General features: G+C 70.5%; 11 protein-coding genes. 6 read left to right on the forward strand and 5 right to left on the reverse strand.

The genetic code is table 11. The features are described 5' to 3' along the window. Nucleotides 1–6 precede the first annotated feature (6 nt). The 4 genes from ACWCYO_RS01530 (at nt 7) to ACWCYO_RS01545 (ending at nt 3,986) form a co-directional block, all read left to right on the forward strand. On the forward strand, nt 7–795 hold the full coding sequence (locus ACWCYO_RS01530) for an HvfC/BufC family peptide modification chaperone (protein WP_449782989.1): 789 nt from the start codon (nt 7–9) through the stop codon (nt 793–795). Further along, nucleotides 792–2,099: a ferritin-like domain-containing protein gene (locus ACWCYO_RS01535; RefSeq protein WP_270140528.1), complete on the forward strand. Its 1,308-nt coding sequence runs from the start codon at nt 792–794 to the stop codon at nt 2,097–2,099. The genes ACWCYO_RS01530 and ACWCYO_RS01535 overlap by 4 nt, the downstream gene beginning before the upstream one ends. A 361-nt stretch (nt 2,100–2,460) precedes the next feature. Further along, nucleotides 2,461–3,126 carry a hypothetical protein gene (locus ACWCYO_RS01540; protein ID WP_270140530.1) on the forward strand — a complete coding sequence of 222 codons (666 nt, stop codon included), beginning with the start codon at nt 2,461–2,463 and terminating at the stop codon, nt 3,124–3,126. A gap of 116 nt (nt 3,127–3,242) precedes the next feature. After that, the gene (locus ACWCYO_RS01545; protein ID WP_449782990.1) at nt 3,243–3,986 is read left to right on the forward strand and encodes a transposase; all 744 of its coding nucleotides are present in this window, start codon (nt 3,243–3,245) and stop codon (nt 3,984–3,986) included. A gap of 298 nt (nt 3,987–4,284) precedes the next feature. Here the strand turns inward: ACWCYO_RS01545 and ACWCYO_RS01550 are convergent, their stop codons facing one another. Together ACWCYO_RS01550 and ACWCYO_RS01555 are read right to left on the reverse strand one after the other, a co-directional pair. Continuing rightward, nucleotides 4,285–5,898, reverse strand: coding sequence for a multicopper oxidase family protein (locus ACWCYO_RS01550; protein ID WP_449782991.1), 1,614 nt, complete (start codon nt 5,896–5,898; stop codon nt 4,285–4,287). A gap of 675 nt (nt 5,899–6,573) precedes the next feature. After that, a complete protein-coding gene (locus ACWCYO_RS01555; protein WP_449782992.1) occupies nt 6,574–7,659 on the reverse strand; it encodes a phosphatidylinositol-specific phospholipase C domain-containing protein in 1,086 nt (361 codons plus the stop codon). 331 nt (nt 7,660–7,990) lie between these two features. Between ACWCYO_RS01555 and ACWCYO_RS01560 the strand changes: the two genes are divergently transcribed. Next, entirely contained in the window at nt 7,991–8,644 is a 654-nt protein-coding gene (locus ACWCYO_RS01560) for a dihydrofolate reductase family protein (RefSeq protein ID WP_449782993.1), read from the forward strand. Nucleotides 8,645–8,732: 88 nt separating this feature from the next. On the opposite strand, the gene ACWCYO_RS01565 is transcribed toward ACWCYO_RS01560, so the two are convergent. Both ACWCYO_RS01565 and ACWCYO_RS01570 read right to left on the reverse strand, forming a co-directional pair. Continuing rightward, a complete protein-coding gene (locus ACWCYO_RS01565; RefSeq protein WP_449783041.1) occupies nt 8,733–9,614 on the reverse strand; it encodes a geranyl diphosphate 2-C-methyltransferase in 882 nt (293 codons plus the stop codon). A 67-nt stretch (nt 9,615–9,681) separates the two neighbouring features. Beyond that, nucleotides 9,682–11,088 (reverse strand): family 2 encapsulin nanocompartment cargo protein terpene cyclase, encoded by a 1,407-nt coding sequence (locus ACWCYO_RS01570; RefSeq protein WP_449782994.1) that lies wholly within the window; start codon nt 11,086–11,088, stop codon nt 9,682–9,684. 631 nt (nt 11,089–11,719) lie between these two features. On the opposite strand from ACWCYO_RS01570, the gene ACWCYO_RS01575 reads away from it, so the two are divergent. Then, a complete protein-coding gene (locus ACWCYO_RS01575; protein WP_449782995.1) occupies nt 11,720–13,045 on the forward strand; it encodes a radical SAM protein in 1,326 nt (441 codons plus the stop codon). A gap of 71 nt (nt 13,046–13,116) precedes the next feature. Here ACWCYO_RS01575 and ACWCYO_RS01580 read toward each other — a convergent pair whose 3' ends face one another. Continuing rightward, nucleotides 13,117–13,932: a thioesterase family protein gene (locus ACWCYO_RS01580; protein ID WP_449782996.1), complete on the reverse strand. Its 816-nt coding sequence runs from the start codon at nt 13,930–13,932 to the stop codon at nt 13,117–13,119. Nucleotides 13,933–14,054 lie beyond the last annotated feature (122 nt).

Here is a 14,054-nt window from a genome sequence, read left to right on the forward strand (position 1 = left end):
CCCGGCTTGGACGAGGCACAGCGCTGGCTCCAGCAGGCGATCCTCGGCCCGCGGGAGGGACAACGCGCGCAGTTGCTGGCGCCGGCGGCCCGGCTGACTCCCGCACAGTGCCTGGACGTCTACCGGCACGGCTACCGGCTGCGGCTGCTGGAGGCGATGCGCGGGCTCCACCCGGGCCTGCGGGCGCTGCTCGGCGAGGAGGTCTTCGACGACTTCGCCGTGGACTACCTGGACGCCCGCCCCTCCCGTTCCTACACCCTCTTCGAACTCGACCGGCACTTCGCCTATTTCCTCGCCGATCACCGCCCCGACCGGGAGCGGCCGGCCGACCGGCGCGAGGCGTGGATCGACGTGGTCATCGATCTCGCGCGCTACGAGCGGGCGTTCGCCGAGGTGTACGACGGCCCCGGTGCCGAGGCCGTGCCCGACAGCTACGCGGTTCCACCCGGCGAGGTCAGCCCGGCGCCCTGCCTGCGGCTGTTGACCCTGAGCGCGCCCGTGCACACCTACGCGGCAGCCGTCCGCCGGGGCCTCGATCCCGCGCCCCCGGCGCCGAGGCCGGTGCGGCTCGCGCTGTCACGCCGGAACTACATCGTCACCGCCACCGAACTGGACCGGGCAGCACACCAGTTCCTGACCCTCCTCCGGGAAGGCAGGCCGGTCCGTGCGGCAGCCGCCGCAGCGGGCCTGGACGAGGCGGGAACCACGCGCCTTCTCCACCGGTGGACGGCCGACGGATGGCTGCTGCCCGACACCACTCCCCCAGCCCCCGAATCCAGGAGACGAACACCATGACCGTCACCGCTCCACGCGAGGCCGCCACCCCCCTCATCCTCACGCACCCGGAGACGAAGGTCGACCCCAGGAGGCCCATCGAGACGCTGGACGACCTGGTCAAGCACCTGAAGCAGGCCGCCTACCTGGAGATGTCCACCATCCCCATGTACCTCTACCCGTCCTTCTCCATCGCCTCGCGCGGCTACTCCCAGTGGGACCCCGGGATGGGAGCCTTCCGGCTGATCCGCAGCATCGTCGTGGAGGAGATGCTGCACCTGTGCCTCGTCCGCAACCTTCTCGTGGCCCTGGGCAAGGGCGACGAGATCAGCTTCTACAGGAAGGACTTCGCACCGACGTACCCGTCGTACATGTTGCACCGCTGGCCACCGCTCGTCCTCGACCTGGGCCCGTGCACCAGGGAACTGGTCCGGGACGTCTTCATGGAGTTCGAGCTGCCCTCGCCGGCCATCGGCGCGGGAGCGGTGCCCGACGGGTGGTACGCCACCATCGGCGAGTTCTATGCGGCCGTCGGCAAGGGGCTCAAGACCCTCAATGACACGACGCCCGACCTCTGGAAGCAGAACAAGCCGTACCTCCAATACATCACGGCCTACTGGAACAAGGACGGCGGCGGCGAGCCGGTCGCGATCAAGGACCTGGAGACCGCCCAGGAGGCTCTGAAGACCATCGTCGAGCAGGGCGAGGGAGCCTCGCCCGACATGCTCACCGTCCCCATCGACCCGCTGAAGCCCGTTCCCGGCCTGGACGAGATGCCGCACTACATCAAGTTCAAGCGCATCGCGGACGGCGTCGAACCGATCGGCCCGGTCTGGCCACTGCCCACCAACCCGACAGCAGAGATCTACCGCGACGATGAGAGGGTCCGCAGCATCAACACCCTCTTCAACGCGGTGTACTCCTACGTGCTGTACATGATCGACATGGTCTACACGTCCTCGCGCGAGGACGTGACCCCGGGGCAGGACAACCCGCGCTACCACTACGAGCGCACCTTCATCTCGGCGATGCAGGGCATCCTGGTGACGGTGGCGCAGACCATGGTCGCCACCCGGGCCGACATCGACCAGTCGAGCGGCACGCGCCTGGGCCCGACCGTGCGTGCTGACGCGGCCGCCACCATGGGTCCTGGCCCGGCCGTCATCACGAATGCTGGTCCGACCTTCGAGTTCCACGAACTGCCCGAGACCGGGAAGAAGAAGCACCTCATGGACCTGTGCGACGCCGCCATGGTCCACTTTCCCCAACTCGGCGGTGACAACAGCGTCCGCTGGCTGATCGGCAAGCTGCCCGACGAACTGTGAGACACGTGGATGAGCCCGCTCGCATCGATCGCGAGCGGGCCATTCGCGGCCTCCACTGCGAAGCGCGGGGTACTCCAGTCGCGGTTCTCCATCTGCGCTGGTCAATGGTCTGATTTCGAGCCTACTGGGCTGACGTGTCGCCAGGGTAGTGATGGTTCGTAACTCACCCGATTGGGATGCATTTTGAACCACTTACGGACAGTTAGCGGTGTCATCGTGAAGTGGCAGGTCACGGGCCTGGTGTGATTCCGTGCCCGGGTGCTCGTGCTGCTAACGCGCGGCAGTCTGCCGCATAGATCGTCGGGCAGGGAGGTCTTCGCGGGTTCCGGCCCGTTCCGGCCCCGCTCCTACGCTCCCGGGCATGGTGGACCCCGAGGCGCTGGAACGGATCGCCGCGCGCCGCGCGGAACTGGACGGGCTGGAAGAACAGCTGGTCAAGCAGCTGGTCAAGGTGCGGGCCGAGCGGGACGAACTCGCAGTCGCGGAGCAAGTCCTGACGCGGATGAATGAGCAGAGCACTGGGGAACGGGCCGTCGGCGCGCCGACGTCGGCGCAGGTCGGCGGGCGTCCTGTGCTCTTGGTCCCGCACCGCCGCGACAGCCAGGACGTGTCAAAACCTGTGGATCTGCTAGCTAAGGGCTGTCCCGTTTTAAAGGGATGTCTCGTTTGGAGGTTGAGGCCCTACGCTGTGCGGATGTCGAGTCGTCTGAGCGTGGCGGTGTGCCCCGGCCGTGAAATCGCCTACCCGGCGGCCCTGCAACGCCTCGCGGGAATGGGCGGGATCCCACTGGTGTGCTTCGAGTGTAAATGTGGCGCTACCCACCTTGTCGTGGTGTCACCCGATGGTGCCGAGGTTGTCGCCTCAGGAGGCGGTTACCTGCGTGCCAGATTCGAGTTGCTCGGCTGGGTGCGCTCAACTGTGTTCGCCGAGGGCGGTGCTTTCCGCCACTACATGGTGCCGGACGCCGACCGGTCCCTGCTGGACGGTTTCCTCGCGCTCCTGGCTGCCCGCGTGCCCGGCACCTGAGCCGTCAGGCTTTGAGGTTCGGACACAGCCTGCGTCGGCAGATCTGCACCACGCCAGGGGTGACGAAGGCATGGACCGACCCGCGGGTCCGACCATGCCAGTGCCATGATCTTGGAGTGGCTGGTGTGATCACGGCGTCGGAGCCGTCCTGGATATTCCCGTTCAGCGGGCTGGGCCCGCGCGACTTCCAGCAGCTGATCACGATGCTCCGCCGCGAGGGGGCCGAAACGGTGCGCCCGGGCCGACCGTGGAGCCTGCCGTTGGAGGATCGGGTTCTACTGGTCGCCGCCTACTGGCGCACGAACCTGACGCTGCGGCAGCTCGCGCCGCTGTTCGGGGTGTCCAAGTCGACGGCCGGCCGGATCATCGACCACATCGGGCCCCTGCTCGCGCTCAATCCACGGCGCCGGTTCCGCAAGGACACCGTGCTGATCGTCGACGGCACGATCGCCGAGCAGTCGAAGAACTACCGGTACTCCACCAACCACCAGGTCGTCATCGACGCCCGTACCCGGCTGGTCGTCGCTGTCGGCAAGCCCCAGCCCGGCAACCGAAATGATTGCAAGGCATGGGAGGATTCCGGCGCGAAGGCCGCCGTCGGCCGGACGACGACCATCGCCGACGGCGGCTATCCGGGCACCGGCCTGGTCATCCCGCACCGCCGGCCACGCGGCGGCGAGCTCACCGAGTGGCAGGCCGAGCACAACCGCGAGCACAAGCAGGTCCGCGCCCGCGTCGAGCACGTCTTCGCCCGGATGAAGACCTGGAAGATCCTCCGCGACTGCCGTCTCAAGGGCGACGGCGTCCACCACGCCATGCTTGGCGTCGGCCGCCTGCACAACCTTCTCCAGGCCGCGTAGGCGAAGCCCACCCTGAGGCGGATCACCCAGCCCCAATCCAACGAGATCAATTACGGGACGACCCTTAGTCCTTGACCAGAGACAAGCCCCTGATCAGGCACTTGATCGACGCGAGAGCTACGACCTGCCGGGCAGAACGATCATCGCGCGGTCCTCCTCGCCAGGAAAGTAGTCCCCGGTCGACGCCGTGGCCGGGTGCCCTTTTGCTGACTCCGGATGGTCGATCAGGTCCCCAGCCTTGATGGAACCGTTGGTTCCGCGGTAAGGCCTGCGGGTGTTTCCGCAGGCCGGACCCCGTCTACGGGACCACGTTGAGGAAGCTCATCATGCCGTGGTCCTCGTGGGCGGCGATGTGGCAGTGGAACATCCACCTGCCCGGGTAGTCGGCGAAGGCGACCCGGATGACCACCTTGCCGGCGACGCCGTCGACCGCGTGCGGTACCGGGACGGTGTCCTGGCGGCCCGTGTAGGGGTGCGGGGTGCCGTTGACGGAGAGCACCTGGAAGGCGTTGGTGTGGAGGTGGAAGGGGTGGTCCTCGCCCGAACGGTTGACGATGGTCCACTCCTCGACGGTGCCGAGTTTCGCCGGGGTGTCGAAGATGGAGCTGTCCGGCGTGAACTGCCGGCCGTTGATGTAGAAGGTGTTGCCGTCGTCGCTCTCCGACAGGGCGACGGTGCGCCGTTGGGCCACGGGCTCCGCGGCGAGGTCGGCGGGGGCGGTCGGGATGGCGCCGGTGACGGCCGGACGTCGGTGGACCGGGGCCCCGGTGACCCTGATCGTCGCCAGCTCGGTGTCGGGGTAGGCGTCGCCCTGGGGGCCGTTGCTGTACGCGAGGGTGCGCAGGGTCGCCCTGGCCGGGCGGGGGCCGGCGGTGACCAGCACGTCGTAGCGCTTGCCCGGGGGCAGCAGCAGGTTGTCCGCGGTGGTCACCCGGGCGACCGGGCTGCCGTCCTCCCCCACCACGGTGAAGCGGTAGCCGTCCAGCTGGAGCCGGTAGAAGATGTCGGCCCCGGCGTTGACCAGGCGCCACAGCTGGGTCTCGTTCGGCCGCATCGACAGCACCGGCCGCAGCCGGCCGTTGACCAGGCGCACGGTCGGGTTGTTCGAGTCGATCGACGCCGTGCCGGTGTTCTGCAGGATGTGCCCGGTCGGGTCGAGCTGGACGTCCTTGAGCACGAGGGTGTGCGCGGTGACCTTACGCAGGTCCGCCGGAAGCAGGGTGCGGTCGTCGCCGATGATCAGGGCGCCGGAGAGGCCGGCGAAGATCTGGTTCTCCACGTCACCGGTCATGTCGGTCATCCCGGTCATGTCCGAGGATCCCGACGTTCCCGGCGCTCCCGGCGCGGGGCAGCTGGTGCCCATGGCGTGGCTGTGGTACCAGAAGGTGCCCTGGGCGTGGTCCGCGGGGATCGCCAGCCGGTAGGTGGTGTCGGCGCCGGGCGCGACGCACAGGAACGGGTCGTCGGACTGTCCCTCGGGGGACACGTGCAGCCCGTGGAAGTGCAGGTTGGTGGCCACCGGGAGGTGGTTGACCAGGTGGACGGTGACGGTCGAGCCCGGGGCCGTGTGGAGGGTGGGGGCGACGTACGAGCCGGTGTAGGAGGCGCCGTAGACCTCCCGCCCGGAGACGTCGAACCGGCTGCGGGTGGCGTCCAGGGTGATCGTCACGTTCTCGTCGCCGGTGGCGTCCGCGACGGGCGGGTCCTGGAACGGCATGCCTGCCCGCATGCCGTGCTCCTGGTCGGCCGTCGAGGGCGGCTGCGCGACGTCGGCGGGCGGAACCGCCATCGCCTCGGCGCCGAGGGCGGCCGAGAGGAGGACCGCCACCGCGGTCATCACGTGGATGACCCGCCGGGTGCGGCGTATCTGCTGCCGATCGGGGTCGACCGGAGCTTCGATGTCGTGGGACATCAGATCTCCGTTGTTCAGCTTGTCAGTGAGGGTTGGTTGAACTGGTCACACAGCCTGTCCGTCTGACCGGTTCCTGACAAGGCCTCAACAGGCCGACAGCGGGTGCTCCCACCCACCCCCGTAGGTCGGGAGCACTCCACAGCCGACCCGGTTCCCCGGAACCGCCCGTACCGTTCGGGCGCCTACCGCCCGTCGGCTCCAACCCGTGTCACGAGTTCGGTGGCGCCGTCGGGAATCCACTCCGACATCGCCCGGCGAGCCCCCGCCGGATGGATCATATTTGCCAGTCCACCGGGACCACACCTCCTGGTCGGTGCCGATCGACGACCTCGAAGCGCCGCCGGGCTGACTTTCAGTCAGCCAGCGGAGTGGTCAGGCGGGTTCGTCCACACCGAGCTGCCGGTAGGCCGCGGCGACCGCGAGCATCCGGGTGATTTCGGTCGCTGACGGTCAGCAGGTCAGGTCGGGCAGCAGGTCAGGTCGGGCAGCAGATGAAGGGCGCAGGCCGGTTCGGTCCGGAGAGTCGCTCCTCCTCCTAGCAGTGCCGGCGCAGGCCGCTTCCGGCGGCCGGGGCCCGGAGGGCGGCGGCTTGAATCGGACCGTGCCGGCCGCCGACCGCCGCCCTGCGCGGTGGGCGGCCGGCGTCCGGTTCGAGGCCCGACGGGCCCCGGGGCGTCAGCCGCGCGGCAGCACCAGCGACTGCACCGCCGCGAGCTTGCGCCAGTCGCTGGACACGATGCTGGCGTGCGCCCGGGCCAGCTGCTCGGTCCGGGCCCGCGCCTGGTCGACGGTCGGGGTGGTGGCGCTGATCTGCGGCGCGACGTTCTGGGCGTCCGTCATCACCAGCAGGTAGTGCGAACGGTCGAACCACGCGGTGTCGATGCCGTTGAGGTAGGTGGCGGCGTCGCCGTCGAAGACCACGAACCAGGGGCGGATCCCGGCGTCCGAGCCGGTGTACTTGCTGCGCGGGTCGCCGGCCGCCGCGCCGTGCACGGCCGGGAACAGCTGGGCCTGGCCGATCCGGCCGGCCGCGGCCAGGTCGCGCAGGTGCCGCCCGTACTCGACGTCGGTGTGCAGGGTGTCGAAGGGGTTGTTCTCCTCGACCGTCCCCGGGATCGCGTAGAGCAGCACCCGCCCGGCGAGGGCCGAGCGGCTCGGCCAGTTGCCCGCCCGCACCGCCTCGTCGACGCTGGCGTACGAGCCGCCGCCCGGCTTGGCCAGCAGGTCGGCCGGGCGCAGCACCGCGTCGCCGAGGTGGGCGGCGATCAGTGTGTCCAGCTGGTCCGGGCCCATCCCGAGGTTGGCCGCGAAGCCGCCCTTCAGCTCCAGCTTGACCACCAGCGGTCCGGCTCCCGGGTGGGCGCCGAGCCAGACCCGGATGTCGTCGAGGCAGTGCTCCAGGTTCTTGTTGGTGCCGCCGCCGTAGAGCTGGCTCGGGGTGTCGGCGGCAGTGCAGTTGTTGGAGTTGCCGAGTGGGTTGGAGTGGCTGACCTTCCACTCGTGGGTGATGACGTCGGTCCAGAGGTCCAGCTCGATCATGCCGGTGCCGGTGTCCAGGCTCTGGGCGAGGTACTGGTAGGCCGCCGGGTCGTAGGTGTTGTGCAGGCCGACGGTGGTCGCCGAGCCGAACGGCAGGTCGCCGCTGCCGGTGTCGGCGGCCGCCGGGGCCGCGGTCGGCAGCAGGGCGGCCGCGGTGGTGAGCAGGCCTGCGGCCAGGAGGCCGGCCAGGGTACGGCCCGAGACCGTACGGCCTGAGGTCATGCGGCGTACGGCTGTCCGGCCTGGGTTCGAACGGCGTGCGGTCATCGGAAGATCCCCCCGGTGTCGGTCACGGCGGCCGCCCGTGCGCGCCGCCTGAGGCAGCATCGCCCGGCCGGGCGTGCACCTCGTGAAGAAGGCACGACAATAGCGTGACGGTTCCCTCACCTCCGTCCCGACCTCCCCCGAATGGGACGGCCGCCACGACCTGCCGGTGACGGAACGTCAGGATGTCGGAGCCGGGCGCTAGCGTGGCCCGCGAGCGGACGGCCGGAAGCGGTGGCGGACGGCCCGCGAGCAGCCGCAGACAGCGAAGAGCAGTGGAGGCAGCACCATGTCCCTGGTCCGGGTCCACAACTTCTCGATCTCCCTCGACGGTTACGGCACCGGCGAGGGGCAGAGCCTGGAGAACCCCTTCGGGCACGCCACCGACCGGCTGCACCGCTGGTTCTTCGGCACCCGCACCTTCCGGCGGATGCACGGCCAGGAGGGCGGCGACACCGGGGTGGACGACGCGATGGCCCGCACCTGGGGCGACGACATCGGTGCGGAGATCATGGGCCGCAACAAGTTCGGTCCACAGCGCGGGCCTTGGCAGGACGAGGACTGGCAGGGCTGGTGGGGGCCGAACCCGCCGTTCCACACCCCGGTCTTCGTGCTCACCCACCACCCGCGCCCCAGCCTGGAGATGGCGGGCGGCACGGTCTTCCACTTCATCGACGCCACCCCGCAGGAGGCCCTGCGGCGGGCCCGGGAGGCGGCCGGTGGCAAGGACGTCCGGATCGGCGGCGGCCCGCGCACCGTCCGGGCCTTCCTGGAGGCCGACCTGATCGACCACCTGCACGTGGTCGTGGTGCCGGTGGTGCTCGGGCGGGGCGAGTCGCTCTGGGCCGGACTCGAAGGGCTGGAGCAGCGCTTCGACACCGAGGTGGTGACCGGCCCGAGCGGCGTCACCCACCTCACCCTCACCCGCCACCGCAGGGAGTGACGGCGGACGGCGCGCCGTGTGACGGCCGACGGGCGGCCTCCCCGCGTGGGTACGGGGAGGCCGCCCGTCCGTCCGGGACGGTGTCGGGTCAGACCCGGTCGGCCGCGATCAGCACGTACTGGAAGGAGCCGTCCTTGTAGGACTCGATGAACGCCTCCTCGATGCCGGTGACCAGCGAGGTGGTGTTCCGCAGCTCCCAGTAGGGCAGGGTGTCCGGGGTGAGGTCGATGACGGCCTGCGGCACCAGGCGGTTGTCGGCCATCGCCCGCAGGTACTCGCGGCGGGAGTGGATGTTGCACTCGAAGTGCGCGTTGATCTGCGAGACCCACTTCGACGGCTGGCCGTACTTCGGGTTCCAGCAGCCGGTGATGGTCACGTACCGGCCGCCGACCGCCAGCACCCGGGAGTGCTCGGCGAACAGGTCGTGCAGGTCGACGTACATGCTGGACTCGTTGTTCCAGGAGCCGGCGACCGAGCCGCTTTCCAGGGGCATGTCCAGCATGTTGGCGACCCGGGATCGGACGAACTCGCCGATGCCCAGCTCGGCGGCGCGCTTGTTGCCGAAGTCGGCCTGCTGGGTGGAGAGGGTCAGGCCCTCGACCCGGCAGCCGAAGCGCTGGTGGGCCATGACCATCGAGCCGCCGCGGCCGCAACCCGCGTCGAGCAGGGTGTGCTCGGCCCTGATGTCGCCGAGGTGGTCGAGCAGGACGTCGGCCTGGGCGGACTCCAGGCGGTGCAGCTCGGCGATGACCTTCTTCTCGCGCTCGCTGTCGGCCGGGTCGCCGATCGCCGCCTGGTCGATCTCGCCGATGCCGTAGTGGTGGTGGTACAGGCCGTCGACGTCGCCCAGGCGCAGGTTGACCGGGCGTGCCTCGTGGTCCCAGTAGCGCGCGATGTCGCCCTGGTACGGAGTCGCCGGGCCGGGGATGGCGCTGCCGAGCGTGGTGGTGATGTCGTCGGTCAGGGACATATTGGTCAACTCCAGGATTATCAAAGGGTGTTCGTCGGAGAGTCAGCGGGCCTCCGGACCTGGCGGATCACCAGAAGTCGGGCAGGCTGTACCGGTGGGTGTTGGTCTGGTGCCAGTAGTGGTTGCCGGCCAGCCACGCGGCCACCCCGTGCAGGAACCGCACCAGGGTCGGTACCGGACAGGCGAGGGCCAGCGCGGCCGACTCGGCCTCGAAGGCGTGCATCAGGTCGTTGTGGACCTCGACCGCCTTCAGGTAACCCTCCTTGCGCGAGACGCCCTCGCGCTCGGAGATCACCACCGGCAGGTTCAGGTGGAGCCCGGGGCCGGCGAGCTCCTTGGTGTACGAGTACAGGTCGTTGACGATCGTGGTGGCGTTGCCGGCCAGCGCGATCACCCGCTGCATGGCGGGCAGCGCGTGCAGCTCGGCGGGCAGCTCGTAGCCGCCGACGGCGTCGGTGATCGTCGGGCAGGGGCGGAAGTTGTTGAACTGGCGCATCGCCAGGTACTCCCACACCTCCGGGACGTGGTCGGTCTCGGCCCAGGCGGCCTCGGCCAGGTACCCCATGTGCAGCCGCGCCATGTCGTGCCGGAAGCGGTCCGCCTGGGAGGGCGTGGAGGCGCGGACGAAGTAGTCCATCGCGGAGCGGTACGAGCGCCGGGGCGCGTCCTCGGAGAGCGAGGCCTCCCAGGCCGGGTGGTACTCGGGGGTGGTGTGCAGCGGGTCCAGCGCGGTGTGGGCGAGCAGCAGGCGGCTGCCCAGGCCGATCGGCGAGCCGCCGAGGTCCTCGCAGTAGCAGTCGTCCACCGCGTTCTCGGCGACCATCAGGCGGGCCGCGAGCATCAGGTGGTCGACGCTCGGCGCGTCGGGGTGGCAGGCCACCATGTAGCGCCCGGTCGAGAACCCGTCGAAGTCCTTCTCCCACTCCGGCGGGTAGAGCTCGATCTCGTCGATCGCCCAGGCCTTGATCCTCTGGCTGAGCGCCTCCACCCGGACCGGGTCGGGCTCGGCGATCGGGTGGTGGTAGAGACCGGGGATCGGGTCGCCGAGCTTCGGCTTACCGCCGCTCGGCGCCGCGGCGGCGGCCGGGGCCACGGCCGCCGGGCCCGGAAAGGACGGAATCGCGAGGGACGGAATCGGGAGGGACGGACCGGGGAGAGAGGGCAACCGGACGTCCGGGACCGCCGCCTCGAACGTCGCCGCCTTGGCCGTGAGGGCCTCCAGTGCCACGACCTCGACCACCGAGGTCTCGGTCACCACGGCCTCGGCGGCCGAGACCTCGGGGGACGCGACCGCGGGGGCCGGGGCCTCCGGTGCCTGGACGGCCGGCGCCTGAAGATCCGGTGCCTGGAGCGCCGGCGCCGGAACGTTCGGACCAGGAGTCTCTGGCGCCGGGATCTGCGGCCTCAACTGCAGCCCGGCGGTGCCCAGTCCGGTGGGCCCGCGCAGGATCCGTTCGATCGCCGGGGAGCTCATGGGCCCACCGCCGGGGCGGGGGCGGGCCCGGGTGCTGTGCCCGTTCTGGTGCGCAGGGGCATGGAGCCTCCTCTGAGAGGGATCGCATGATGTGACGGATCGTCATCTCGCCCGCCGCGAAGGGGAACTCCACGCCGCGGGCCCCGTCTCGCTCGCTTCCCAACCGTAGGCGCGAAAGCGCGTTCCGGATCGCCACGGACGATCTTCTACACCCGATAGGGTGAACGTTCATGCCGACGGCGTTTGACCGTGCTCCCGTCATGCATCGGTCCACCCCGCCGCTGGGCACTCCGGCCCCGAGCCGGCGGATCCGACCTGCCCGCATGTCGCGTCAACCCGGTGAACCTCACCCGTGCCCAGCTCCGACGGGCCGCGTTGTGAACTTCGCGACCCGCACCACCCTGCCCGCCCGGCTGCTGCGCGGCCCGGTCGGGCTCGGCACCGCCGCCGCCCGGCTCGGCGTGAGCGGCTAGCGCGTCCGGTTCCCCGCCAGGACTCCCGCCCGGCGGCCGACCCCGGCCGCCGGGCGGGCCTGTTCCGCCGGGCGGGCCTGTCCGCTCCACCCGCGTAAGGGGGAGAAGAATGGGCGCAGCGCCGTGAGTGGAACGGGGCCAGGAAGGAAGAGCAGCGCATGGAGAGCCAGGCCCGCAGCCGGACCGCAGTCGTCGAGGACCTCATGGAGCGCTTCCCCGACGTACCCCGCGAGGCGGTGATCAAGGAGGACCTGTTGCGCGGCGGCATGGCCTTCGACGAGTCCGCCCTCAGCGGCAGCACCGGCGCCGACGGGGGCGGCGAGGTCAAGCCGAAGTCGTACTTCATCTTCTCCTTCGACCACCGCACCCTGCCCGAGCTCGGCGCGGCCGCGCTGAACCGGCCGCCGGAGGAGATCGTGCTGACCGGCGGGCCGTACGGGCTGCGCCGCACGGTGGTGTCGGTGCGGGTCAACCCGGACTCGCCGTACCGGGTCCGCGCGGGCGAGGACGGCACGCTCGGCCTCTACCTGGACGGCGCGCGGATCGCCGACGTCGGCCTGCCGCCGATGCCCGACTACTACCGGCACACCCTGGCGAACGGGAAGTCGGTGATGGAGGTCGCGCCGACCATCCAGTGGGGTTACCTGATCTACCTCACGGTGTTCCGGGTCTGCCAGTACTTCGGCGCCAAGGAGGAGTGCCAGTACTGCGACATCAACCACAACTGGCGCCAGCACAAGGCCGCTGGCCGCCCGTACACCGGGGTCAAGCCGGTCGAGGAGGTGCTGGAGGCGCTGGAGCTGATCGACCGGCACGACACCGCCCGGGCCTCCCAGGCGTACACCCTCACCGGCGGCGCGATCACCTCGCAGGTCGGCGGGCGGGACGAGGCCGACTTCTACGGCCAGTACGCCAAGGCCATCGAGGAGCGCTTCCCCGGCCGCTGGATCGGCAAGGTGGTCGCCCAGGCGCTGCCGCGCGAGGACGTCCAGCGCTTCCACGACTACGGGGTGCGGATCTACCACCCCAACTTCGAGGTGTGGGACAAGCGGCTGTTCGAGCTCTACTGCCCCGGCAAGGAGCGCTACGTCGGCCGGGACGAGTGGCACCGCCGGATCCTCGACTCCACCGAGGTGTTCGGCCCGGAGAACGTGATCCCCAACTTCGTGGCGGGCGTGGAGATGGCCGAGCCCTTCGGCTTCACCACGGTCGACGAGGCGATCGCCTCCACCCGGGAGGGGCTGCGCTTCTTCATGTCCCACGGCGTGGTGCCGCGCTTCACCACCTGGTGCCCCGAGCCCACCACCCCGCTGGGCAAGGCCAATCCGCAGGGCGCGCCGCTGGAGTACCACATCCGGTTGCTGCGGACCTACCGGGCCACCCTGGAGGAGTTCGGCCTCTCCTCCCCGCCCGGCTACGGTCCGGCCGGGCCGGGCAAGGCGGTGTTCTCGGTGAGCTCCTTCATGGACTCGCTGCCGGGCTGAGCCCCTGTCGCTGAATCACTGCCGCTGAACGAGCGGCGCCGCCCCCGGCGGGGATGGCGCCGCTCGTTCCGTCAACTTCCGGACAGCGGGCGGACGGTGAGGATCTGCTCGGCCCGGCCGACCGGCCCGTGCACGTCGTGCAGCACGGTGCTGGTCACGCCGTGGCCGGACGGGCCGAAGCTGACGCTGGTGTCCAGACCGGTCCACGGTCCGTCGGGGCGGCGGTGGAAGTGGATGGTCAGATCGGTGTTGGGGAACATCCACTCGGTGGGCTCCTGGCGCACGGCGATGCCGTTGGCGGTGTCGACCAGGGCGATGAAGGAGGCGTGCGGGCTGCTGGGCTCCCCCGCGACCAGCTCCAGCGGCGTGGCGATCCAGGCGGCGGCACGGCCGGGGGCGGTGTAGCGGCGGCGGACGTCGATCGAGGCGATGTAGCCGCCGCCCCACGGCCCGCTCATCGCCCACGGCTCGAACTCCTCCGGCGCGGGCAGCCGTTCGTCGTGGGTGCCGGCGACGGCGGTGGTGTCCTGCTCGGCCAGGAACCAGGCCCGGGCCCGGACCACGGCGCGGCCGCCGACCGAGGCCACCGCCTCCACCAGCTCGATGGTGCGGCCGGGGCGGACGGTCTCCACGGTGATCTCGAGCTCGTCCAAAGCGATCAGACCGAGTATGTCGTAGCTGATCCGGGCCAGGGCGAGGCCGTCGGCGGGTCGCTCCGCGGGGCGGTCGGCCCGGTGGCGGTCGATCGCGTGGGCGATCAGGCCGCCCACCGGGCTGAAGTGCTGCTCGTCGGGGTGCCAGGCGCCCTGCGCGTGGGCGGTCGGCTTGTAGCTGTGCTCGCCGGTGCGCTGGTAGTAGCTGTCGGGCGCGGCGGTGGGGGTGGTCAAGGTGCGCTTCTCCTCGGGCCGGATCGCGGGGGGTGCCGGGCGGGCGCCGGGCTCGTGGCGGACGTCCGCGATCACGATCGTAGGAGCCCGAACGGGCCCGAAAGCTGTGATGCGCCCCACAC

This window comes from Kitasatospora sp. NPDC001683 (assembly GCF_053596495.1).

What these genes read in the sequence shown, in the direction of transcription:
- ACWCYO_RS01550 (WP_449782991.1), bottom strand. Translation starts at nt 5,898, where the DNA reads ATGTCCCACGACATCGAAGCTCCGGTCGACCCCGATCGGCAGCAGATA.
- ACWCYO_RS01535 (WP_270140528.1), top strand. Translation starts at nt 792, where the DNA reads ATGACCGTCACCGCTCCACGCGAGGCCGCCACCCCCCTCATCCTCACG.
- ACWCYO_RS01540 (WP_270140530.1), top strand. Translation starts at nt 2,461, where the DNA reads ATGGTGGACCCCGAGGCGCTGGAACGGATCGCCGCGCGCCGCGCGGAA.
- ACWCYO_RS01565 (WP_449783041.1), bottom strand. Translation starts at nt 9,614, where the DNA reads ATGTCCCTGACCGACGACATCACCACCACGCTCGGCAGCGCCATCCCC.
- ACWCYO_RS01555 (WP_449782992.1), bottom strand. Translation starts at nt 7,659, where the DNA reads ATGACCTCAGGCCGTACGGTCTCGGGCCGTACCCTGGCCGGCCTCCTG.
- ACWCYO_RS01575 (WP_449782995.1), top strand. Translation starts at nt 11,720, where the DNA reads ATGGAGAGCCAGGCCCGCAGCCGGACCGCAGTCGTCGAGGACCTCATG.
- ACWCYO_RS01570 (WP_449782994.1), bottom strand. Translation starts at nt 11,088, where the DNA reads ATGAGCTCCCCGGCGATCGAACGGATCCTGCGCGGGCCCACCGGACTG.
- ACWCYO_RS01560 (WP_449782993.1), top strand. Translation starts at nt 7,991, where the DNA reads ATGTCCCTGGTCCGGGTCCACAACTTCTCGATCTCCCTCGACGGTTAC.